This is a genomic window from Mucilaginibacter sp. NFX135 (genome assembly GCF_048565145.1).
Lineage (GTDB): Bacteria > Bacteroidota > Bacteroidia > Sphingobacteriales > Sphingobacteriaceae > Mucilaginibacter.
The window spans coordinates 2,244,457-2,268,960 of the sequence record NZ_CP183412.1; the positions used below are offsets into that span (position 1 = coordinate 2,244,457).

Sequence of the window (24,504 nt, forward strand, 5' to 3'; positions counted from 1 at the left end):
CTCTACAAGGTGTATAGTAAAATGCACTTTTATGATAATTTATTTCTTTAAAAGAAATTAAGTTAGATTTTTGTCTGGTAAAACAGGAAAAGCGGAGTACCGTTTTTGTTTGAGTAGTTTTTTACTTCTACGTCTGGCAATAATAGCTGGTAGGTATACATGGTCGGCCACCTGGCGGCCAAAACGGTTTCGCAATGTTTTTCTGAAATCGGCCCGCAGATGGATGATTGCTCGCATCTTATCAACTTCTCCGTGTTCTTTAACCAGCTTAAGCAATCTTAGCGAAAGCAAGGCCAACAGCCCGCCGAAAATAAAAAAGTAGTTCCATCCCCGGAGATTAACCAAGGTGAAATTTGTAACGGAGGTGGTACTGATAAACTGCATATTCCAATTAAATTGATGGCTGGAAAAAAAGTCGGCCAGCAAACCGCCAACAAGCGGTGCTATAGTTGAAAAAAAAGCCGCAAACATATTTTTTACAGACAAGTAGGCAATAGCCTCATTCTTTGAGGCCAATTTCAATCCGATATTACTTAAAGCGAGATTTATCCCTGCGACAGACCAACCGCTTACCAGGTAGATGAACACCAATAAACCGAGCCGGCCTAACCAGGTAGTTGGCATGGCCGTAAAAGCGAAAAACAGGATACAAAAGGCATATAAAGGGGCACATATGCTGAGGATGGTCTTATTACTAAAACGGTCGGTATATTGTCCCCATAATTTAAAGGACAGGATGCCGCTGAGTTGACTCAAAATACCCAGAGATATCACATATGACAACGGCATCCCGAGGGTTTTGAGCAGGTAAACCGAAAAAAATGGCGTAGCTAAATTTAAAGCAAATGCCCAAACTGAGTTAAATGCCAATAGGTTTTTAAAATTCCGGTTTCTTAAAGGCAATGTAAATAAGGTGAGCAGTTTGCGGTTTATTTTTTTTGCCCGTGGTTCCGGGGTACGTAATAAAAAACCTACGCTTAATAAACCAAGCCCGCCGCCAATCAGAAATAAAATATTATAGGTGATGATCTCCTGGGAAGGATAATGTGCTTTGATATAGTCTATACCAAAAGCGGTTGCCAGGCTTAGGGTAACGTTCAGGGTTTGGGCCATCCGGCTTCGCCGGGAAAAAAATACGCCCAGCTGTTTTTCGGGCACCAGGTCTTTGACCCACGAATTCCAGCTGGCTCCGGCAATATCTCCAAAAATATGCTGAAAGAACAGCAATAGAAGTAATACCTGTACGCTGGTACCGCCGGTAAACAAAAAAGGCATCAGGCCAATGGATATAATGGGCAGCCGGGCCAGCAGATTAAATATGGATGTGATAACCCTGCGGTTGTTGAAACGTTGAACCAGCCAGATGGCCACCAGCTGAAAAATGGTGGTAAAAGTAGGCAATGCGGCAAAAAGACCTAACTGGAAATTTGTTGCGCCTAAACTGATAGCCATGGCCGTAAGAAAAGTACCGCTGGTAAAAACCACCATAGCTTCGGCAGTCATACCGTCAGCGATCACCAATTTCAGTCCGGATTCGGTTTGATCTTTGGTTAACGATTTTGACGGCTGTAATTTCATCATATCGATCGGCTACTTTAACAAAACCCTATTAAACTCAAAAAGTTTATATTATTACTCATCCAATTTTATTCCACTTAAATAGCCGCAGCAGTTTCGGGTTAATTTAATAAAGACAAATTATGCACTACCATGTACTGACAACGGATTATGACAGAACGCTCACCAGAGCTTTTATGCAAAAGCTAAGGGAGCAAAATACACAGCCGCCTGGCCGTACGCACTGTGCAAATTGAGGATAAAGAAAAAAATGCGTAAAACATTTTGCAACTCATCAGGAAGCTTTATACAGCGCTGGCTTAGTTAAAATAGGGATGTTGTTAACGCGGTTAACATTATTATATTTACATACCGTTTAATAACGGCAACAGGGAGACCAGCCCTTGCTTTATTATATAAGCCGATACATCAAAGTTCTTCCGGGGCGAACCATGCGTTCGCCCTTTTTAATATTTTAATTGCTCTTTCCCATTTATAACTATTTTTGAAAATCTACCCGTTATTTTTATTTGATCTGTCATGCCAGAAAAACCTGTTAAGCCTTTAAAAAAAACTAAGCCAGCTGTTATTGCCGTTGATGATAACGCCGTTAAAAATAAAGGCAGATCATTTCCTGTAGTCGCGATTGGAGGTTCTGCCGGAGCATTCGCCTCCTTTAAGCTTTTCTTCACCCACATGTCTGCCGAAAGCGGGATGGCATTTGTCATCATCATTCATCTCGATCCTAACCATAAGGGCCACGTTGCCGATTTAATAAAAACTTTTACCGTTATGCCTGTCATTGAAGCAGCTGATGGTATGCAGTTGGAAGAAAACAAGGTTTATGTGATACCTGCTAATAAGGACATGGGACTGCACAACCGCCGGCTGCTGCTGCTTAACCCAACAATGCCCAACGGTTACCGGCAGCCTATAGATTATTTTTTGCAAAGTCTTGCCGATGATCAGTGGAACAGAGCGGTAGGCATCATATTCTCGGGAATGGGATCAGACGGTGAGACGGGTGTACGCATGATCAAAGAAAAGCTGGGAATGGTGATGGTGCAGGATCCGCAAACCGCTCAGTATAACAGCATGCCGCTAGCGGCGATCAGCACCAACCTTGTAGATTACGTATTATCGCCCGAAGAAATGCCGGTTAAGCTGATCCAGTATATGAACCACCCGGTTTTAGCAGAAGAAGCCTCTGAACATGTTCGGCAGGCCATCCAAAATTCCAATGCTATTCAAAAGATCCTGATGCTGCTGCGTTCGCATACCGGGCATGATTTTTCCCTTTATAAAAAAAGTACCATCACCCGCAGGATCGACCGCAGGATCGCTTATCACCAGATTGCTGATTACGCAACGTACGTGACGTTTTTAAGAGAAAACCCCCAGGAAACGGACGTATTATTCAACGAATTACTAATAGGCGTTACCAAATTTTTTCGCGACTCGGCAGCCTTTGATTCCCTTAAAAAACGGTTGAACCTGCTGATGAAGGATAAAAAGAGCAATGAGCCTGTAAGGATCTGGGTGGCGGGATGTTCTACCGGTGAAGAGGCTTATTCTATCGCCATGCTCCTGATGGAAAGTCTTGACGAAATTGAAAAAAATGATTGGCCAAAACTGCAGCTCTTTGCCACCGATCTTGACGCGGAAGCTATTGACCATGCCCGCGCAGGTTATTATTATGATAATATCGCGGCTGATGTTTCACCGGAACGCCTTGGGAAATACTTTATTAAAAATGAACACACTTACCAGGTAAGAAAAGAACTGCGGGAAATGATCGTATTCGCGCAGCATAACCTCATTAAGGATGCACCCTTTACCCGTCTTGATCTGCTTTGCTGCCGCAATGTGATGATCTACCTGACTACCGAACTTCAACGAAAAATCATCCCGGTATTTCATTATGCTATTAACCCCAAAGGCCTGATGTTCATGGGGCCGGCCGAAACCATTGGCGGCTTTACAGATATGTTTACCTCGGTTGATCCCAAATGGAAAATTTACGAGCGGAAGGGTAGTAATGTTTCACCGGGAAAAATGATCGATTTCCCGTTTAACGTAGCCAGGCAGCTGCCTGCCCAGGCTGTAAAAGCAGATGACATGGATAAAATAATAATCAAAAGATCTGTAGCAGATACTTTTAATAAGATCCTTTTGGAACATCACACGCCTGCGGCCGTTTTGGTGAATGACCGGGGGGATATCTTATACAGCAACGGTAAAACAGGGAGATTCCTGGAATTGCCGCATGGTGAAGCAATAATGAACATACACCGTATGGCGCGCGAGGAGCTGCGTTATGTTATTGGTAACGTAATACACCGGGCGCGGGGCCAAAAAGAGCCTGTTGTTGTTGATGATGTCAAATTGAAAGAAGAAAGACAGATCAGGCTGGTATCCTTGAAAGCAAGTGTGCTGGAAGATACCGGGCTGCAAGGGTTGGTGTTGCTTGTTTTTGATGATAAAGGCTTGCTAAAAAGAAAGAAGAAAGCCCGTGCAGGTGGCGAGCAAAAAGATGTGGCGGTAGAGGAGCTGGAGAAAGAACTGGTATATACCAAACAACAGCTTAACAGTACCATTGAGCAAATGGAAACCTCCGTTGAAGAACTGAAATCAACCAACGAGGAATTACAAAGCACTAACGAAGAGCTACAGAGTACCAATGAAGAATCATTGACTACCAAGGAAGAAATGCAATCGCTGAATGAGGAGCTGATGACCATCAATATGCAGTATCAGGCCAAAACAGATGAACTGACAAGGATCAACAATGACATGAAAAACCTGTTGGATTCTACAGAGATCGGCACCATATTCCTGGATAATAACCTCGATATCCTGCGTTATACACCCCAGGTCCGGAAGCTATTTAACCTGATTCCTACAGATATTGGCCGGCCGATATTGCATGTGGTATCCAATTTTGATAACTCCAATATTGAAGACGACATTAATGAAGTAATTGAAAAGTTAGTAGTTAAGGAGCTGGAGGTAAAAACAAAAAACGATGAATGGTACCGTGTACGTATTATGCCGTACCGCACACTTGATAACTTTATATCGGGGGCCGTTATTACCTTCACACTGATTACCCAATACAAGGAATTAGAACAAAACCTTCAGTTACTCCGGAAATATGCGGACAATTTCGTAGATATTTTGGAAGTTCCAATTGCTGTTACAGATCAAATGTTAAAGATAACGCATGCAAATGCCGCGTTTTTACAGCTTACTAAGCTGCGCGCCGAAGAAGCTATACAAAAACCGGTTATAGGATTGTTAAATAATTATTTCAAAAACGAAAAACAGATTGGGTTGTTCAACTCTATAGTAGGAACAGATGACCAGGAAATTGTAGAGTTGGAATTTGACAATGGGCTTTATCGGCTTACTGTGAGTCAATTGAAAGGTCCTGACAGAAGTGATTCAAAACAATTTGTGGTCACCTTAATAAAATCCAGTTAATACAGATGAAAGATGAAGTTTCATTCAGCAATTTGCGTAACCAGGCAGAAAAAGTACTGCAAAAGGTAGGCGATGGGGCAACCGCATTGAATGAAACGGATATGCAGGTCCTTTTTCAGGAGCTGCAGGTGCACCAGATTGAGCTGGAAATGCAAAACGATGAATTGAATCTTGCAAATGAAGAGCTTGAGCGCCATCAAGCCCGTTTCGCTGATATTTATGACCTGGCTCCGCTCGGTTACTTTATACTCACACATGCCTGTGTTATTGAGGAAGTCAATTATGCAGGTACTGTATTGCTGGAAGCAGGACGGTTTAGTCTGATCGGAAAGCCCTTTAATATTTTTATAAGTGCCGACCAACAGGAAATTTTCCGGAATTTTTATAAAGCTATGCAATCCGGCGAACGCCAGCGCTGCCAGTTAAAAATGATCACCAAAACGGCTTCGCCGTTTTATGCGCAACTGGAAGGCATCCTTACTAAGAGATACGCAGAGCATTCCCAACAATATTATATTGCGGTAATAGATATCACTGAACGAATCAAGACTGAAAAGGACCTGGCGGAAGTTAAGGAAAGACTGGAGCTTTCGTTGGAGGCTTCTTCCGCTGGCACATGGGAGCTTGATCTGGAAACCATGAAGTTTTACCTTGATGAATTCAATTACCGCATTTGCGCGATACCCGGTGGTAAATTTGACGGCCAGTACCAAACCTTCATCAACCTGATCCATCCGGATGACAGGGAAATGGCCGATCAGCAATTTCGCAACTCTATTAACCAGGAAAAAGAAATAGACCTGGTATGCAGGATGATCAACAGCAAAGGGGAAACCTGTTATGCGGCTATAAGGGGGCATGTAATTGATGAGCCTGGCCCCCAAAAACGTTTGGTTGGTATCATGATGGATATCACGGAGAAAAAAAGGCTGGAAGACGCTGCTTCAAAGTTGGAGCAAAATCAGCAAAGAGCCATCACACTGGCCACCTTAGCCGCCGGAGAAAGTGAGCGCCGGCGTATCAGCGACGCGTTACATGACAGCGTTAGCCAGTTACTTTATGGGATTAAAATTAAATTGGGTATGCTTGATCAAAGCGCTGCTATGAAACCAATTCATGAGATTAATGAATTGCTTGCTATGGCCATCCGCGAAACGCGAAATATATCCTTTGAGCTTGCACCGTCCATTTTAATTGATTTCGGCCTTCCGGCTACGATAGATGAATTGGCCAAGCGGCTTTCAGGGAAAAACATGGTTATTAAAGCCAAAGCATCCGGTTTTAATGAACGCATGGACCTGCTTTTGGAAACAAGTATTTTCCGGATCATACAGGAGCTCATCAATAATTGTATGAAACATGCCGAAGCGAGTTTGGTAAAACTGGAAATAAAAAAAGGCAAAGATATATACATAGAAGTAAGGGATAATGGCAAAGGTTTTGATGTTGCTGAACAGGAACGTTCTCCGGCAGGTGCTGGTTTAAGCAGCATAAGGAACAGGTTAAGCCTTTACAATGGTCAAATGAAGATGTTATCTGAACCCGGAATGGGAACAGCAGTTATGATTAGCTTACAATACAATACAATACAATACAATACAATACGTAGGTAGGTGAAGGTAGAAAAGCGGTAAATATGGAATTAAAACAGATCATTGTTATTGGATCATCGGCAGGAGGTATCAAAGCGGTAGACCAACTGATCGGCAAACTATCACCGGATCTGCCAGTAGCCATATTTATCGTCATTCACATGTCCATAAAATCACAGGCCGAAGTTTTGTGCAGGCAATTTCAACGGAAAACATCGTATGAATGCCTTATTGCGGCAGATGGCCAACCAATAACAGTTGGTAAAGTTTACCTTGCACCGGCCGACAGGCATTTGTTCATAAAGCGGGACATCGTCCGCTTAACCCACGGCCCCCACGAAAACCGCTGGCGGCCTTCTATTGATGTTTTATTCAGATCGGCAGCGGCAGCATATGATTCAAAAGTAATAGGGATTATACTAAGTGGTCTGCTGGATGATGGAACCTCTGGTATGTCGGCCATAAAAAGGAGCGGTGGTGTGTGTATTGTGCAGGAACCTGATGAAGCCGAGTTTGATGATATGCCAAGAAGTGTGCTCAATAATGTAGATGTAGATTACCGGGTATTGATTGACGATATGGGTTATATTATCAACGAGATAATTTCCAAACCTCCAACCGGGATGTTACCAATACCGGAGGATGTGAAAATTGAAGCCGAAATCACCGAGAGAATGATTAGCAGTATTCAGGAGATGGAAAAAATAGGCACCCACAGCAACTTCACCTGCCCTGATTGTGGTGGTGGGCTTTGGAAAATAAAAAATGAGGATCTGGCAAGGTACCGTTGTCACACCGGGCATGTATATACCGAAAATGCATTGGTTGAAAAACAGAATGAAGCACTGGAAGAATCATTATGGGTATCTGTGCGAATATTGGAAGAGCGTCGAAACCTGTTTCTGAATATTGGCGGCCGGGAGAAGGGACTGCATGAAGGTGAGCTCTCATCTACCTATCGGCAAAAAGCAAAACAATTATCAGTGCATATCGAACGTTTAAAAGCTTTACTGGTGGCTATCAGCAAAACCGGGCCATTAGATGAAGGCTATCTTTAATAGTCTAAAGTATTCGTTTTAAGGTCAAATGAATAAGACATAGATAACAGCAACATGATTCAGATTATCCTGGCAGAAGACCACAATATCGTAAGGAATGGCATCCGGTCTCTTTTAGAGAAAGAGAATGACTTTGAGGTAACCGGCGAGGCCGTTAATGGGAGGGAGGTTTTAGAATTACTTGAAAAGGGAATCCCTGCCGACATTGTATTGGCTGATATGAATATGCCTGAACTGTCTGGCATAGAGCTAATTTCAAGGCTGAAAGATCAAGGGGCTTTTTGCAAGGTTATTGTTTTAAGTGCACTTGATCATGAAAAATATGTAGTACAGGCCTTTCATACCGGCACAAGCGGTTACCTGCTGAAAAGCGCAAGTCCAGACGAGTTAATTTTTGCCATCAGACATATATATGCCGGTTCACAATACATTTGTTCAGAACTTACCTCACGTTTTTTAAACCGGTTATTATCCATTCCAGATGTGGCGCTTACCGAATTTTCTGAGGGGATAGAGTTTTCAAGCCGGGAAATAGAAATATTGGGCCTCGTAGCAGAAGGTTACACCAACCAGGAAATTGCAGATAAAATATTTACCAGTAAACGAACCGTGGAAGGGCACCGCCAGGCGCTTATTGATAAAACCGGTGCCCGTAATACGGCCGCATTGATCCGCTTTGCGTTGGTAAACGGCATTATCAATTAATATTTATCATATCGTTTATATTTTTTCGGAAAAATAGTACTTATTCCTCTCTATTATAAGTATTAATACTTAGTGGTTAAAAATACCGCTCGCTATTTTTGAATAATCAGAGTTGCCCGCATGAAATAATTTACTGTTTTTAAAGGGTACCTGCGAAAATTCAACAATAAGTTATGGAAGAACTGAAAAAAGTAATGATTATTGATAATGATCTTGATGTACTTGATATAATGCAGGAAGCGCTTGTTTATGAGGGTTTTACTGTAACCGCTTACGAGCATACCAATAATATACTTTCTATAGTTGAACAGGAGAAGCCTGATGTGATTCTGATAGACTATTTATTGGAAGGAATCAATGGCGGCGAGATATGCCATCAAATGAAAGTTAATCCCACTACGAGTGACTTGCCCGTGATTATAATCTCTGCCTATCCTAAAGTGATCCTGTCACTTGGAACCTATGGTTGTGATAAATTTATCGCCAAACCTTTTGACCTCGATGAGTTGGTATCCAGTATAAAAGATCTTCTTGTACCATTCCGGAATTAAAGTTTGCATTTTGATAAGTATGGGAATCAATAAGGTAATTTTAGTAGGATATGTTCATGACAGGGCACAATCAGGGTATCAAAATGATAATAGTAAACTTTTCCGGTTTCAATTTAAAACGCTTGAAAAAATATCAAAAAAATCAGGGGATGAATCCCATGAGGAATATCATATAATTCAAATCCCAACGCATCTGTTATTTGATGAAAAGGGCCTTTTCGGAGAAGATCAACTGATATGGATCGAGGGCAAACTTCAAACGAAAAGAAATGTTGGAATAGACGGGGTTAAAAGATATAGTACCGAAATAATGGTAACCCGTTATAACCTCATTGGTTAAACAAACTAAATGTACATCCAGTTCTAAAACCGTATAGACGGTAACTATTCAATAGCCGCCTACCTTTTGTTCATTTTTTTGCTGATGCTTTCTATAGCCTGCAGATGTTTTTTAAGCATAGGGAGCGATTTATCAATGAATGCCGTCATTTCTGGATATTTTACCTTTCCACGCGCCTCCTCAAAAGCAGCTATATCTTTCTGATGATCCTTAACCATAGCATCCACATAAGCCTTATCAAAATCGGATCCTGATTTGGCTAACAATTGTGTTTTAAGCTTCTGCTCTTCGGAGTTGATAGAATCGGGCAGGGTTATCCTTTTACTTGAAGCTAATTCTTTCATTTCCATGTTAGCCATTGAATGATCTTTGACCATCATAGCCCCAAAGCTTTTAACCTGGGGATCAAGCGCTTTCTCCTGTGCCAGTTTACCGAGTTCAACTTCGGTCATGCCGCCGTTGGCCGCTTCTACAGCAAACTTTGCGTCAGCCCCACTGAGTTCCTTGTCGCCGGTCCCGCCATTTTTATTATTCAATGAATCAAATTTATTATTTACACTATCCGCTTTTTCGGTGCTATCTTTATTTGCGCCATGGCAAGCTGAAAGCAATGCAATAGCAGCCACCCAGATGATTTGTTTATATCTATTCATAACTACAATTTTTTATATCAAATACTGTATATAATCACAACTATAATAAGAACACTGTTGATTTAAAGTGGTTTTTAAAATATTAAATTATTTAATTTATAATTAAATTACGTTGCTCCTTTTTTAATTTTTTCAACCTTCGATAATAAGGTTCAAGATCATTTAGCATTTCAGCACCATTGCGATTTTTACGTATTTACCACGCTGCCACGTGGTATTAATACTTTGAGGGGATTTATCACAAAATATACTTTTGTAATGCACCAATGTCTTATCTTATGAAAGTAAAAGGAGTGCGAAACGCCACTTTGAAATGCGATGGCGAATGGTATAAGATTGTTATCAGAGAAGTTGATTTTATAAATGGTTATAAACTTGTCAAACTGCTGGTTAACAATCGCAGATACTGGGCGATAAAGAGTAGTAACAGCTGGAGGTTGATGTCTGATTACCCTGTTTCAAATACGCTTAGGGAAGCCTTATTGAAAAAAGTGGGTTCAAAAGATACCCCTGCATTGCGAATTGTATATAAATCCTCAAATTTAATATAGCCGGAACCCTTCTGGGGCATTAGCACTTTGTTAATGAAACAGCATACCGATTTATCTTTCAGCTCCAATTGGAAAAGTGGCTATTTGTAATGCATTGCGGTTACGCCGTTATAGGTCCCCCCTGCTTGTGGTAGGGTGCAGAGCTTGATAAACCATGTGCTGATTAAAGCTTAAAATTGGGTTTACATGGTTTATACTTTTTATGGTTTATATTTATATATTTAATTGTTAATCAAATAGTTAATTTTTATTTGTGTCATTTTGTGGGTTTACACTGTAAACCATCTTTGGGGGCATCTGAGCTTGATTCTGGCTCAACTTTATAAATGTCTTATTGAATAAATCGTAATGTCATAGTTTTGAGGGGCATGGGTTTGAGGCTCATCATTTACACAAAAACCTCTCATGAAAATGGGAGGTTTTTGTGGCTGGTGCGGTGATAACACCGACCAAAGGCTGAATGTATCATTAGGATACAAGGGCCACGTGTTATTTTTCTGATTTTGCAACTTCCTGGGCTTTATAGTATTGTTCAATAACAGCCTGGAAATTAGGCACCATTTCTGCCAGAAGTTTGGCAAAATCTCCTGCTTCTTTCCTTCTCCAATCTTTCATCAATTCAGGAAGCACGGCGCCGCAGGTTACAGGGATAGCGCCTGCCTGGGTAAGGCGGAGCATAGCCAGGTTATGAGCTTCAGGCGTGATATCTCCGCTGGCATCAGCAACTGCATAAACAGTATAACCTTCTCCAAGGGCAGACAAGGCAGGATACACCACACATACGCTGGTCCACATGCCGGAGATAATGAGGGTCTTCTTACCTGTAGCTTTAACTGCATTAACGAATTCTTTGCTATCCCAGGCGTTAATTTCTCCTTGTCGGATAATATACTTTGCATTTGGTGCATTGTCTTTTACCTCAGGAAGTGTAGGACCGTTTGGTCCTGTCGGAACGGATGCAGTATAAATGGCAGGGATATGCAACAATTGGGACGCTTTCGCAAGAGTGGCAAGATTTTTCCTTAATTCTCCAACCGGCATACTGTGAATGGTTTGAACTAAACCACTTTGATGATCGACAAATAAAAAAACAGCATCATCCGGATTGATCAGCGTAGTTTTTTTCTGCTGTGCGTTAGTTACTGTAAAACACACGCTTAAAACGATTATGATAGATAGCGCTTTTAGAACTGATGATTTGATTAATTTTTTCATAAATTTATTTTAAAAAGTTATAGTTATTTACTGGCTCAAAATTAGACCTTCGCATGCGTCACTGAAATAATGTACCTTATTGAATTGACTTAATCTACATTAAGAAATGACTAAACTTACCCTGACGACTGGTTCAAAAATTGACACCGCTTCACTCGAAAACCATGTTAAAACCTATGTGAGTTTGAGCGAGAATGAAATCCTGGCGCTAAATTCCCTGGCTCAGTATAAAAAGGTAAAAAAGAATCAATACCTCATCCATGAGGGTGGAATAGCAGCTATCAGTTGCTATGTATTGAGCGGGTGCCTTAGGACTTACCTATTAGACAATAAAGGGATAGAGCACATTCTTGGATTTGCGACACCTGGCTGGTGGACAGGAAGTTTGCAAAACTTCTACAATGACAAACCGAGCCAGCTGAACATCCAGGCCACAGTTGATACGGAAATCTTATTCTTTACAAAGGAGACTAAAGAAAAGTTATTGTTATCAGGTTCAGTTTTCGAACGATACTTCCGGATTTTGACTGAACGTTCATTAATTGATTTTCAGGCACGCACGATGGAAATTCTCAGCCTCAGTGCAGAAGAGCGATATTGGAATTTCTATCACAAATATCCTGACCTGATGATTAAATTGCCACAAAAGTACATCGCCGGTTATATAGGTGTCACACCTGAATTCTTAAGCAAGATGAAAAGCAATGGCTTACGCGCCCAGTCAACAATTTAAAGATCAAAATATACCAATTAAAAAAAGCTGCTCATTTTCTAACTCAAAATAACATTTAGGTGCATGACAACGAAGCCAGTATTGTTTTAGATTTCTTTATCCTGTTGCTAAATTTAGTAAAAAGCTGACGATAGAATGCCTATTGATCTCCACTACCGCAAGCGTCCCGCCATAAGTGTTCGAAACCTTAGAATAACTAATAACTGGCTTTTTGGGCTAAAGCCAATAGCTGATCATTTAAAATTCGTTGGTTAAAACCAATGAAAGGTAAATGAATTCGTCGTCTATTCATTGCCGTCCCATTTATGGGACGGATAATGGAAAGATTTGCTGGCTTCAGCCGAAAAAACAAGGTTTCGAACACTTATGGCGTCCCGCTTGTGGTAAATGTGCAAGGGTTTCACTTACTTGGTATGAGAACCGCGAGCGGGACGCTTGCGGTAACGGCGAGCTTCAAAATGTTAACTTTATTTAAAATGCCTCGGTTTTATATTAACTTAGATATAGCTATTGCTTATATATGCGCTACAGAGAATTTAGTCCGAATAGCTTTTTAAAGGATTATGTACAATGTTACTTTGTATGTGAAACAGATACTGCTGTACTTACCCAGGATAAAGTTTTCGCGACAGGTTTCATCGAGATCATGTTTAATTTGGGAACGGATAGTCCGCAACAACTCATTAACGGTGATCTAATAACTCAGCCCGATGTCCAGCTGTGGGGGCAAACTATCCAGCCATTTACTTTTACCTCTTTCGGAAAGCATACTATGTTTGGCGTTCGGTTCTTTCCACATACTGCGGCTTGCTTTTTTAATGAACCGATAGAAGAGTTTAATGATCAGGTAATTGATTTTAAAGACATAGCAGGGAAGGAGGCCGTTTGGCTGCATTCGAAATTATGGGAAGCTAAGTCTATAGATCGGAGAATTGAATTAATAGAAAAGTTTTTACTGCAAAAGCTTTCGCTTTCCCGGAATAAATATACCAGATTAGCGCTGGTTAACAGTATTATGCATGATTTAAACCAAGATAACTTTTTTGAAAATATGAATTCAGTGGCGTCCAGATATGGTATCTCATCGCGTTACCTGCAAAAAATATTTTTAAATTATTCTGGTCTTACCCCAAATCTGTTTAGTAAGATAGCCCGGTTTCAGAAAAGTATTCATCTGGTTGCCGGCAAAGATTCATCGCTTACAGCAATCGCGCATCAATGTGGCTATTTCGATCAGTCGCATTTTATAAAGGACTTTAAGTTTTTTACGGGTTCAACACCCTCTCAGTTTTCTCCTGAAAGCTCAAGCGATTTTTTTGTAACTCTCCATAATTGACTGTTCCGTTTTTTACAATTTATATTCTTTTTGTGGTGGTAGTTTTGTTTTAATTATTTAATCAATTAATTGAAAGATCATGAAACAAAACAACCTGGTATTAGCTATTGCATGTATTGTCCTTTTTTTCGTTTATGACAATTGCCGGGCTCAGATCGCCGCAAGCCCAGGTTTAGTTGCAGTTAAAAAGGCCATTGAAAACACCAACACGCTTTATTTTAACCTGTTTGAAAAAAACGACAAATCCATCGTGAACCTTTATACCGAAGACGCAAGTTTGTTAGCCCCAAACACGCCTCCTATAGCTGGTAGAAAAGCGCTTGAAAAAGATTTTGAAGACACGTTTGCAGCAGGAAAGGTTAAAGGTGTAAAGTTTCAAACCAGTAATGTTTATGGCGACAGCAAGGAATATGTGACCGAGGAAGGTACCTGGCAGGTTTTTGATCTGCAGGGAAAACTTCTGGACGATGGTAAATACTTAAAACTGTGGAGAAGAACCAAGGTGGGCTGGAAGATATTCAGAGATTTGTTTAACAGTAACCACAAGGCGCAGTAAATTTCTGTAGTCGAGTACATTCTGAATCAGAAAGAGTTGAGGATCCCCTAAATTCAGGGAAGCCAACGCTGTCCTCTCAGAAAAGCGATCAGCTGTTTATTGTCCGCAGTTAAAACCGGCATCCAATCGCCAATGCGTTCCCGGGTCCAGTATTGCCCCTGTGGATTGCCATTCCCTGCAAACCGGTAACGGTACAATACTGCGCGGATGTAGCGGGGCGGCTTTTCTGGAAAAGGATTGTTGGCAAATAAATCAACCGCCTCCGGGTCATTGTGCAGCAGCTTCCATACCAGGTTATAGGTCCAGGGATACTGTTCAGCTGTGGACATCGAAGCAAACCACATTTGCCAGTCCAATCGTAATTGGTAAGGTGCAATCTGGGGCGGCCGCTTATTCAGCAATACCGGCAGACCCTTATAAATATAGGATTTCCAGTGTGCTTTATTATTAAGAGTATCATCCATCGTTCCTTCAAATACCACGTTCAGTCGTTCCTGTCCTACGCTGCCAAACGCGCCATAGGTATTTACCAGATCAAGCGGGTCAAACGATGTGTTCATGACCTGGTTTGGTGATAACATGTTGAGTGCCGGCTGTAGGCTGAGCAGCACTACCAAACTGGTAACAATCCAGACAGTGACCTGCATGGGTTTGGATTCTTCGGCCTTGCTCGCGGCAGCCTCGCTTTTACGGACGAGCTTGCCTGGCAGAAGTTTCGACCAAAAGCTATCATCAAAACAAGCTAAAGCCGGTATAATCGTTAGCCAGTTTAAAAACGAAAGATTACCGCTTAGAATAATAGCGAACTGAAACAATACAATTATTGATCCGGCAATATGTCGCGATAGCCGTGGCCACCAGATAAACCAGGGGGCCACCAGCTCGGCCAGCCAGTTAAACCAGACGCCGATTCTCAATAACGCATGAGGTAAAAAATGGAACCACCGGGTCAGCGGACCGGGAATGGGTTGTGTTTCAAAATAGTAATAAAGCGCGGTTGCATTACGCCAGGTCGCATCACCACGAAACTTGATCAGCCCGGCACCAAACATGATGCGGAAGATAAGCCACCGGAATAAAATAATAATGAGTACAGGAGGCGGCCGGTTAGGGAATGGCCGCAAATCCCATAGCGGGGAAAGAAAGATTGCCAGAAAACCGGTCTCCGTTAGCTGGATTTCCCAGCCATAGCCATACCAGTCTTGCCCTATGTGAACGATGCTCAGGTAAATGAACCACAAAATACCCAGCAAAGGCGCATTGGCATAGCCTGCCACCACAATAAGCGAGAGAATAAAACCCGTCCAGGCCGCCATTAGAAGGGCCGTATCTGAATGCCAGAACCAAAACAAGGAGGGCAAGCGTATAAAACCAGCGCCTATTGAACCGAGCGCTGTACTTACTTGCTTCAGATAGAGATCTGCTGGAAGCAAGCCCTTAGACCCTATTAACGGAACGAGTTGATTAATGGCGATCAGAAACGCTACTGCATAAACCAGCCCCAGTAAGCGGAGTATCATAAAACGGGTAAGCCAGTAGGAGGGTGCTCGGTTTTCCATGCCTTGAGCAGTTAGCCATTTTAATATAATACAAAAAAATGAGCTGATTGTTATTTCTTCACTGCATAACCCTTGTATGAATATTCATATCGTTGTTCTCAACTAAAAGAAAATTTTCACCAAACTCAGCAGAGCTGGGTCAATTTATTTCTGTTGGAAGTATAGGCATTAGGTAATGCCATTTAAATGCTATGAATAAGGGTGGTTTTATATTTTAATGATCTGCCATTTCGCTTGGTGAATACGGCTTTGATTTCTGCGATAATGGATAGCGCGATCTCTTCGGCAGTTTCAGATCCTATATCCAGACCTACAGGGCCGTGGATAGTTTCCAGGTTGCGTTCTGTTATGACAGATCCATTCTCCTCCAGTTCATCCAGCATGCGTTCCAGTTTTTTCCTGGGACCCAAAATTCCAATATAGGAAGGGTTTACAGGTAAAAGGTCTTTCATAAACGCAATCTCATAGTTATAGTTGTGAGTCATCAGTACAAAAGCCGTCCACTCGTTTACTTCCAGGTTCTCCAAAACTTTTTCCGGTTTGGCAATCACCAGTTTTTGGGCTGATGGGAAGCGTTCAACGGATGCATAATTAGGTCTGCCGTCAACAACTGTGATATTCCAGCCCAATATGGCGGCCATCCGGGTTAAGGGAATAGCATCATTCCCGGCTCCAAGTATTACCAACGAGATCAAGGGTTTAACACACTCTACAAATGCGGTATAACCTTGGTAAGCCCTAATAACAGAACGCCGGCTGTTCAATGCGTTTTTGGCGTCTTCCAGTAATTCATTTTTATAGGGCAAAATCGCTAAGCCATTTGGCAGAATTTGATCATTTGTGAGGTATAAACAGGAGCCCGGCTGTGGTGCTTTTCGGTCTTCAAGAGAAAATAAAGTAACCAGAACGGCGTTATCCCTCGCGGTTATTGCGGCTTTTAACAGGATGATCGGGTTTATCTTATGATCATTAACAGGCTCGATGAGGATATGTATAATGCCATTACAGCCCAGGCCAACACCCAGTTTGGCGTCATCATCGTCCATTGTATCATAAGTAACCAACAAAGGCTCCTGCTGCATGATCACCATTCTGGCTTTGCGCAAAGCATCGCCTTCCAGGCATCCACCGCTAATAGCACCTGTTAATTGTCCGTCTTCTGTGATCAGCATCCTGGCCCCGGCTCTGCGATAGGCAGATCCTTCCACAAGCACAACAGTGGCTAACGCGGTTTTTTTTCCCTCTTTTACAGCGATTTCATAAGCCGCTACAATGTCTATAATTTCTTTCATTCTTAAACCGGCCGACCTATCGATTAATTTAAACAGCGTTTAAATTAAATGGCAGCTTCCTTATTCTTTTGCCCGTCAAATCATAAATGGCATCTGTAAGTGCTGGTGCAAATGGCGGCAGGCCTGGTTCGCCTACACCCCCGGCATCCGCAGTATTATCCATAATGTGTACCTCCACAAGCGGCATGTCACTCATGCGTGGCATCAGGTAGTCGTAAAAATTATTTTGCTCAACTAAACCGTTTTTAAAAGTGATTTCATGTATGGTTGCTGCGCCAAGAGCCATCACGATGGAACCTTCTACCTGTGCTTTGATGATATCCGGATTAACGTACCAACCGCAATCCATCACCGCCCAAACTTTGTCGATCTTAATTTTTCCTTCCGGATTTCTTGATACCTTTACCACATGCCCAACGGTAGTTTCAAAACATTCGGTAATCGCTACGCCGTATCCCTGGTTCTTTTGCCTTGATTTCCAGCCCGAAACTTCCTCTATTCTGTCAATAAGTTGTTGGCAACGCTCATCTTTCAGATATTTTCTGCGAAAATCAAGCTGATCCTGTCCTGCTAAAACCGCCATCTCATTCATGAAACTTTCATAAGCAAAGCCATTGGTTGATGCATAAACCGAACGCCACCACATATTGGGTAGGGGCATTTCATAAGGTACATCGGCAAAACTGATATTTTTAATGCTATCATAATAAGGCTTTAAAAAGCCTTCCGATGTACTTCCATTCGCTTTACCTCTTGCAGGCCCATTCCAATGATCGATATTTTGCCCTGCCATTTTAAATTTTAAGGCAGTGATGTCGCCATTTTCAATGGCTCCCTGGCTCCTGTAGGAGATACCTGCACGATAAGGGCCTTGTTTTATATCATCTTCCCTGCTCCAGACAACCTGAACGGGTGCGCCAATTTCTTTTGATATCAAGACAGCCTCGTAGGGATAATCCAGGAAAGCTTTTCGTCCAAATCCACCGCCCAAAAAAGTCATATTAACGATCACTTTTTCCTTTGGCATATTGAATTTGCTGGTAATATTACCCAATACCCAATCGGGGGCCTGTATTGGTCCCCATATCTCAATTTTATCGGGTTGGTAATGGGCCACGCAATTTAATGGTTCCATAGCGGCATGCGACTGATATGGGGTTTGATAGATCACATCTATCTTTTTTGTAGCCTGCGTTAAGATACTATCCGGATCGCCCTGCTTTTTTAAAAAAAGCCCCTCTTCTTTTTTAAGCAATTCCTCGTGGGCTTTATAAATATCACTGGTATTTACATGCTCAAAGCCGGTGTCGTCCCATTCAACATGTAATGCTTTTCTGCCCTGCATAGCTGCCCATGTTGAATCGGCAATTACCACCACGCCATCACGGGTAGTATTAAAAACCATCATTTGTATTTTAAATACCCGTTTAACGCCCGGAACTTTTAACGCAGCTGAATCATCAAAGCTTTTTACCTTTCCGCGCAGCCTGGGATTGCGTTCAACCGATGCATATAACATTCCGGGTAGTTTTTTATCTAAGCCGAAGATAGCGCCGCCATTGGTTTTCATAGGGGTATCGAGCCTCTGAAGCGGTTTGCGGATCAGTTTATATTCCGAAATATTTTTGAGTTTCACCTCTTTTGGCGGTGAAAGCTTTGATGCATCAGTTACCAGTTCGCCATAATTGAATTTTTTGCCCGAAGGCTTATGGATCACGTGCCCTGATTCGGCATAGCACTCACTCGCAGGAACATTCCATTTATTTGCTGCTGCAGTGATGAGCATTTCACGAGCGGTTGCACTTAGTTTTAATAGCTTTTTATAAGAACCTCTGATAGTAGAACTGCCGCCGGTGATCTGACTTCCATATTTAGTAGGATCGCCTATGGCAAATATAACATCGATATCTTTAAGGTCAACTTCCAGTTCTTCTGCAATAATTTGCGGCACAGACTGATAGGAACCTTGTCCCATTTCTGCACGATGGTCCGTCAGGGTAACCTTACCATTCGTGTCGATACGCATCCAGGCATTGAATTCAAACGCTGACTGGTCTGCTGCCGATATTAACTGTTCCTTTTTCGCATTCGCTGGAAAATAAAAACCTAAGCAAAGCGCGGTTCCGGCAAAACCGGATACTCTTAGGAAATTTCTTCTTGATATTGCCTTAGTTTCCATAATGGCTACTGTGTTTTGTTTGAATCCTTTTATTTTGCTTTAGCCGGTGGGGCATAAGCGCCCTTAGCTATCCATAAACGTACCTGCGCGGCAAAAGCCGGCCTGCTCATTGGCGGTAGAGTACGGCCATCGCCCGGATGCCAGGCCCAACCAACCAGATCATCATTGGCCATATGGTCAATTAGCTGTGTTTTGCTGCGTCCGCCATTCTGTTTGGGGTCAAGAAGCTGTAATGCTAACTGACGCGGTGTACGCCCCTGGAATACCATACGCATATTAGCAGGCGGCAGCCCCCATTTAGGATTTCCAGGAGGCATGTGCAGCCCTGCCGTATTTTCTGCCTGGTGGCAATTGCTGCAACGTACTGAATAAAGACCTTTTCCATCAACCCCCCGCTTAACATTCATTGTATGGATGTGGCTATCGTCACCTTGTAAAGGTGCATCACCGGCCGGGTGACAATTCATACAGCGCGCACTTTTCAAAACTCTATAAACAGACATAAACGCTTTTACCGAGCCAATACTGTCTTTGGGTAAAGCGGGATATGTGTTAGTTTTTACCGCTTCTGTTTTGAATGATAACTCCGCAATAGCTGCAATAGCCAGTACCATACCTAAAAAGATGAGTTTTTTCATAACCGGGCTCCTTCTGTTTGCATTGCGGCAGCTTTATGTATAGCAGCACGGATACGCTGATAAGTTCCGCAACGGCAGATATTTCCCGACATGGCATCATCAATATCCTGATCGGTAGGGTCGGGTTTTTCGCGTAGCAACACCGCTGCTGACATGATTTGCCCGGATTGGCAATATCCGCACTGCGGAACGTTCATCTCATTCCAGGCCAGTTGTAATGGATGATTATTATTCGCTGAAAGCCCCTCAATAGTTACAATGTTTTGCCCTGCTGCCCGGTTTACTTTGGTTACGCAGGAGCGTACAGCTTCCCCGTTCAAGTGTACCGTGCAGGCTCCACATTGTGCGGCCCCGCATCCATATTTTGTACCGGTTAAACCAAGAATATCCCGAATTACCCAAAGGAGCGGCATGTTTGGGTCAGCATCTACATCGTGGTGTTGACCATTAACTGTAATATTGATCATAAGCAAATGGTTAGTTAAGTAAAATTAACCTAAAAATTCCAATATAAATATCGATTGATTTATGTTTTTCTGATAATGATATTCAAATAAAAAATTAAGCTTTTCAAAGAGCTTTTAGCTCAACCTTAAAAGCGTCGCCGGATTGCGCATATACTTGCGCATGTCCAATAAACAGGAGGACATTTATTAAGGATAGAAGCAGGGCTTTTTGTGGAATTTTAAATCTGCTGTTAAATATTCATGGTGGATATTTTAAACCACGACACATTTAACAGCAGATAATTTTGACTATGATCTGGAAAATACTTCAGTGCTTGTTTTTTGTCAGGTTTTGCATTATCGCCTCAGCTACTTCGAAAAAAGTATCCAGTTTTTCTTCGCTGATGCCGGTATTAGCTAATTCATTTACCTGTTTTATTTTTGTTTCGATAAAAGGAATTGAAACTAAGGCATGAGGGGACAAAGAAATATAGTGCTGACGCCTGTCGGCCGGATTAGTTTTTACGATCAGCATTTTTCTTTGCTCCAATGAAAAAACAATATTGACTACTCTTGATTTATCTACATGCAGCAGTTCTGCCAGTTTATTTTGTGTGATAGGTCCCTTCTGTTTAGCCAGGATCAATAATACCTCAAAGTGATGATTTACTTTAATAGGTGATAACTCTTTAGCAAGGTTCTTGTTATATAAATTATTGATCAGTCTTAAATTTTCTGATATCAGCTGGGTGTTTTTCATGGGTTGCTACACTAATGGTTGTTTTCCTTTCCTGTTTGTTTGTCTGCATTATGTTTGGCGTTAGCTTCGGCTATATCGTATTCCAATTCGGGATCGATGTTCTGAGCCTCTACTTTCCGGGCTTTTTCCATTAATTCTTCATGATGCTCCTGCAAATACGCCAGTTGTTTTTTTCCGTAAGAGAAACGGGTAAATAACACAAAGAGCACCGGTACAATAAATATAGAAATGGTCGACGATGCGATCATACCTCCCAAAACGGTTACCCCTATGGTATTCCTTGATTCGGCGCCGGCGCCTGTTGCCAAAACGAGTGGTAACACCCCTAAAATAAACGCTAAAGAGGTCATGATGATGGGCCGCAGGCGTAAGCGTACGGCTTCAAGTGTCGATTTGATCAGTTCCTCTCCGCGGTCGACCCGTATTTTGGCAAATTCAACAATCAGGATCGCGTTTTTTGCCGAAAGACCAATTAAGGTGATCAATCCAATCTGTGCATATACGTTATTGGTGATCGTAGGCACTATGGTAAGCGCCAGGATAGCGCCAAAGGCACTGATAGGCACCGCAAGCATCACCGAAAAAGGAACCGACCAGCTTTCGTACAACGCAGCCAGGAATAAGAACACAAAAACGATGGAAAAGAGGAAGATATACACCGTAGTTGAACCCGCTTTGATCTCCTCATAACTTAAGCCCGAAAATTCATAGGTGTAACCACGCGGTAACGTTTTTGCAGCTAATTCTTTTAACGCCTCAATAGCCTGCCCGCTGCTGTAGCCTGTAGGTATAGAACCATCAACCTCGGCCGAACGGAAGATATTAAAGTGCGTTATCAACGGTGCCGCTACGATGGGTTTGTAACTGATCACGGTACTTAAAGGCAACATTTGTCCGGCAGAGTTATGTACATAGTACTTATTCATATTGGATATAAGCGCGCGGTAAGCCGTATCGGCCTGTACAACTACGTGGTAGGTACGGTTATATAAGGTAAAGTTATTGACGAATAAACTACCCATATAAGCCTGCATGGTTGAAAAAACATCCGAAATATTGATACCCAGCTTTTCGCACTTTTCACGATCGACATTCAACTCGTAACTTGGCGTATGTGCCGAAAAATAGCTATAAGCGCCTGCAGTGGCCGGATTGGTCTTTGCCGCTGCTACAAACTTTTTAACCACTTTTTCAAAAGCATAAATATCGTCGGTGGTATTTCCCTGCTCAATCTGCATACTAAAGCCGGCTGCCTGACCAATACCCCTGATGGGCGGAGGCTGAGCCACCACTACGTTGGCGTTCTTGATACCCGCTTTAGCGATCTTTTGTTTGATCACATTCATGAGTCCGGGCACCCGGGTATTCGGGGTGGTACGATCATCCCATGGGGTAAGCATACAGAACATGGATCCGTTGTTGGAGTTGGCCCCACCATTCAATATGTTAAAACCAGATATGGCTGTATAATGCAATATACCAGGCGTTGAAGCTACTATTTTCATCAACTTCTCCATCACATTAACGGATTGAATAGTTGATGATGCCTCGGGCAGTTGATAGGTCACATATAAACGTCCGCCATCCTCTGCGGGTACAAACCCTGATGGTTTAAGTCTGAACATGATATAAGTGCCCGCGCAAATACACACCAGTATGATCACAATATACCTTGCCCCTTTAATGCTACGGTGAACACCGTTGGTATACTTGAGCGTTGCTTTTTCAAATACATGGTTAAAGCGATCAAAGAACTTTGTGAGCCAGTTTGATTTGTCCGTTACCGGAGGAGTTGGCCTTAAGAGCAAGGTACAAAGCGCCGGTGTTAATGATAATGCAACAAAAGCCGAAAGAATAACAGATATTGCGATAGTGATGGCGAATTGCTGGTACAAACGACCCACAATACCCGGAATAAAGCCTACCGGTACAAATACCGATGCCAGGATCAATGCTATCGCAATTACGGGCGCCGCGATCTCCTTCATAGCCTGATAGGTAGCTTCCTTTGGCGACAAGCCCTTTTCGTCTATATAATGCTGTACCGCCTCCACCACAATAATGGCATCATCTACCACAATACCAATGGCCAGTACAAAGCCAAACATGGTTAATGTGTTGATAGTGAACCCCAGCGGTATAAAAAATATAAAGGTTGCCAGGATTGATACCGGAATGGCCAGTATAGGTATCAGCGTTGAACGCCAGTTTTGAAGAAATAAGAATACCACAATAGCCACCAAAGCCAATGCTTTAACCAGGGTGCCTATTACTTCCTGCATCGATACCTTAATAATGGTTATCGATTCGAAAGGCACCACATAATCCACATCTTTTGGGAAGGATTTTTTTAGTTTGGCAAGCGCCGCGTAAACATTCTCGGCGGTTTGCAGTGCATTACTTCCTGGCGATTGATATACCTGTATAGTTGATGCCCGGTTTCCATCCACAAACGCGTTGCTGGAAAAAGTGAACTTGCCCAGTTCAACCCTGGCCACATCTTTGAGGTAAACTAACTGACCGGTTCCAGGTATGCTTTTTACCACAATTTTTTCATAGTCCGAAACTTTATTCAGCATTCCGTTAACCAAAATGCCTGTTTCAAAAGTTTGCGACGATTGTTGTGGCGGAGCGCCGACTGAACCTGCGGCAACATAAACATTCTGGGCGTTCAGCGCTGCTGTAACATCGGCAGGAGTTAAACTGTAAGATGCCATTTTATCCGGATTCATCCAGATCCGCATACTGAAATTATCAGTACGTGCACTAACATCGCCCACACCAGGAACACGGAGTATAGCATCCTGAATAAACGTATTGGTATAATTATCCAGGAAGGTAATGTTGTGGGTACGTTTTGGTGAGTAAATCGCCACCAACATTAATTGATCGGGATTACTTGCACGTACGGTAAGGCCCAGCTTACTTACTACCGAAGGTAATAAAGGAGCGGCTATGCCAACCCTGTTTTGAACGTTAAGGGCCGCGATATGTACGTTGGTGCCTATTTTAAAGGTAACCCTTATACCCATGCTGCCACTGTTGGTATTGGTACTGGTCATGTATTCCATACCGGGCGTACCGTTTACCTGCTCTTCGATAGGCGTAGCTAAATTTTGTTCAACTGTTTGAGCATCGGCACCAGTATACGATCCGTTTACCGATACGCTTGGCGGCGATATATTGGGATATTGATCAACCGCGAGGTTGAACAGGCAGATCAATCCCGCTATCATTAAAACTAATGAAATAACAATTGCGGTTACCGGCCTTTTTATAAATGTATTTGAAACCATCCTT

19 protein-coding genes are annotated in these 24,504 nt (G+C 42.4%); 9 read left to right on the forward strand and 10 right to left on the reverse strand.

Annotation, left to right across the window (positions count from 1 at the left end; translation table 11 throughout):
• Positions 1-57 precede the first annotated feature (57 nt).
• Positions 58-1,581, reverse strand: a complete 1,524-nt coding sequence (locus ACNURT_RS09700) for an MFS transporter (RefSeq protein ID WP_419701571.1) — start codon at positions 1,579-1,581, stop codon at positions 58-60.
• A 516-nt stretch (positions 1,582-2,097) separates the two neighbouring features.
• Between ACNURT_RS09700 and ACNURT_RS09705 the strand changes: the two genes are divergently transcribed.
• From ACNURT_RS09705 to ACNURT_RS09730, 6 genes are all read left to right on the forward strand, one after another.
• Positions 2,098-5,040 (forward strand): CheR family methyltransferase, encoded by a 2,943-nt coding sequence (locus tag ACNURT_RS09705; protein ID WP_419701572.1) that lies wholly within the window; start codon positions 2,098-2,100, stop codon positions 5,038-5,040.
• A 5-nt stretch (positions 5,041-5,045) separates the two neighbouring features.
• Complete coding sequence (locus ACNURT_RS09710) at positions 5,046-6,653, forward strand: PAS domain-containing sensor histidine kinase (protein ID WP_419701573.1); 1,608 nt, start codon at positions 5,046-5,048, stop codon at positions 6,651-6,653.
• A gap of 23 nt (positions 6,654-6,676) precedes the next feature.
• Positions 6,677-7,690 carry a chemotaxis protein CheB gene (locus tag ACNURT_RS09715; RefSeq protein WP_419701574.1) on the forward strand — a complete coding sequence of 338 codons (1,014 nt, stop codon included), beginning with the start codon at positions 6,677-6,679 and terminating at the stop codon, positions 7,688-7,690.
• A 54-nt stretch (positions 7,691-7,744) separates the two neighbouring features.
• Positions 7,745-8,395 (forward strand): response regulator, encoded by a 651-nt coding sequence (locus ACNURT_RS09720; RefSeq protein ID WP_419701575.1) that lies wholly within the window; start codon positions 7,745-7,747, stop codon positions 8,393-8,395.
• Between the two features lie 173 nt (positions 8,396-8,568).
• Complete coding sequence (locus tag ACNURT_RS09725; RefSeq protein WP_370994657.1) at positions 8,569-8,946, forward strand: response regulator; 378 nt, start codon at positions 8,569-8,571, stop codon at positions 8,944-8,946.
• A 19-nt stretch (positions 8,947-8,965) separates the two neighbouring features.
• On the forward strand, positions 8,966-9,286 hold the full coding sequence (locus ACNURT_RS09730) for a single-stranded DNA-binding protein (RefSeq protein WP_370994656.1): 321 nt from the start codon (positions 8,966-8,968) through the stop codon (positions 9,284-9,286).
• Positions 9,287-9,345: 59 nt separating this feature from the next.
• On the opposite strand, the gene ACNURT_RS09735 is transcribed toward ACNURT_RS09730, so the two are convergent.
• Both ACNURT_RS09735 and ACNURT_RS09740 read right to left on the reverse strand, forming a co-directional pair.
• The gene (locus ACNURT_RS09735; RefSeq protein ID WP_419701576.1) at positions 9,346-9,939 is read right to left on the reverse strand and encodes a DUF4142 domain-containing protein; all 594 of its coding nucleotides are present in this window, start codon (positions 9,937-9,939) and stop codon (positions 9,346-9,348) included.
• A 1,040-nt stretch (positions 9,940-10,979) separates the two neighbouring features.
• The gene (locus ACNURT_RS09740; protein WP_419701577.1) at positions 10,980-11,705 is read right to left on the reverse strand and encodes an isochorismatase family protein; all 726 of its coding nucleotides are present in this window, start codon (positions 11,703-11,705) and stop codon (positions 10,980-10,982) included.
• Positions 11,706-11,811: 106 nt separating this feature from the next.
• On the opposite strand from ACNURT_RS09740, the gene ACNURT_RS09745 reads away from it, so the two are divergent.
• From ACNURT_RS09745 to ACNURT_RS09755, 3 genes are all read left to right on the forward strand, one after another.
• Positions 11,812-12,438, forward strand: coding sequence for a Crp/Fnr family transcriptional regulator (locus ACNURT_RS09745; protein ID WP_419701578.1), 627 nt, complete (start codon positions 11,812-11,814; stop codon positions 12,436-12,438).
• Between the two features lie 520 nt (positions 12,439-12,958).
• Positions 12,959-13,774, forward strand: coding sequence for a DUF6597 domain-containing transcriptional factor (locus ACNURT_RS09750; RefSeq protein WP_419701579.1), 816 nt, complete (start codon positions 12,959-12,961; stop codon positions 13,772-13,774).
• Between the two features lie 79 nt (positions 13,775-13,853).
• Entirely contained in the window at positions 13,854-14,330 is a 477-nt protein-coding gene (locus tag ACNURT_RS09755; RefSeq protein WP_419701580.1) for a YybH family protein, read from the forward strand.
• A 53-nt stretch (positions 14,331-14,383) separates the two neighbouring features.
• Here ACNURT_RS09755 and ACNURT_RS09760 read toward each other — a convergent pair whose 3' ends face one another.
• From ACNURT_RS09760 to ACNURT_RS09790, 7 genes are all read right to left on the reverse strand, one after another.
• Positions 14,384-15,889 (reverse strand): lipase maturation factor family protein, encoded by a 1,506-nt coding sequence (locus tag ACNURT_RS09760; protein WP_419701581.1) that lies wholly within the window; start codon positions 15,887-15,889, stop codon positions 14,384-14,386.
• A 182-nt stretch (positions 15,890-16,071) separates the two neighbouring features.
• Complete coding sequence (locus ACNURT_RS09765; protein ID WP_419701582.1) at positions 16,072-17,181, reverse strand: XdhC family protein; 1,110 nt, start codon at positions 17,179-17,181, stop codon at positions 16,072-16,074.
• Between the two features lie 28 nt (positions 17,182-17,209).
• A complete protein-coding gene (locus ACNURT_RS09770; RefSeq protein WP_419701583.1) occupies positions 17,210-19,360 on the reverse strand; it encodes a molybdopterin cofactor-binding domain-containing protein in 2,151 nt (716 codons plus the stop codon).
• Between the two features lie 29 nt (positions 19,361-19,389).
• A complete protein-coding gene (locus tag ACNURT_RS09775; protein ID WP_419701584.1) occupies positions 19,390-19,998 on the reverse strand; it encodes a hypothetical protein in 609 nt (202 codons plus the stop codon).
• Complete coding sequence (locus tag ACNURT_RS09780) at positions 19,995-20,465, reverse strand: (2Fe-2S)-binding protein (RefSeq protein ID WP_370994646.1); 471 nt, start codon at positions 20,463-20,465, stop codon at positions 19,995-19,997. Before ACNURT_RS09780 ends, ACNURT_RS09775 begins: the two co-directional genes overlap by 4 nt.
• 307 nt (positions 20,466-20,772) lie before the next feature.
• Complete coding sequence (locus ACNURT_RS09785) at positions 20,773-21,204, reverse strand: MarR family winged helix-turn-helix transcriptional regulator (protein WP_370994645.1); 432 nt, start codon at positions 21,202-21,204, stop codon at positions 20,773-20,775.
• Positions 21,205-21,215: 11 nt separating this feature from the next.
• Complete coding sequence (locus tag ACNURT_RS09790; protein WP_419701585.1) at positions 21,216-24,500, reverse strand: efflux RND transporter permease subunit; 3,285 nt, start codon at positions 24,498-24,500, stop codon at positions 21,216-21,218.
• Between the last annotated feature and the right edge of the window lie 4 nt (positions 24,501-24,504).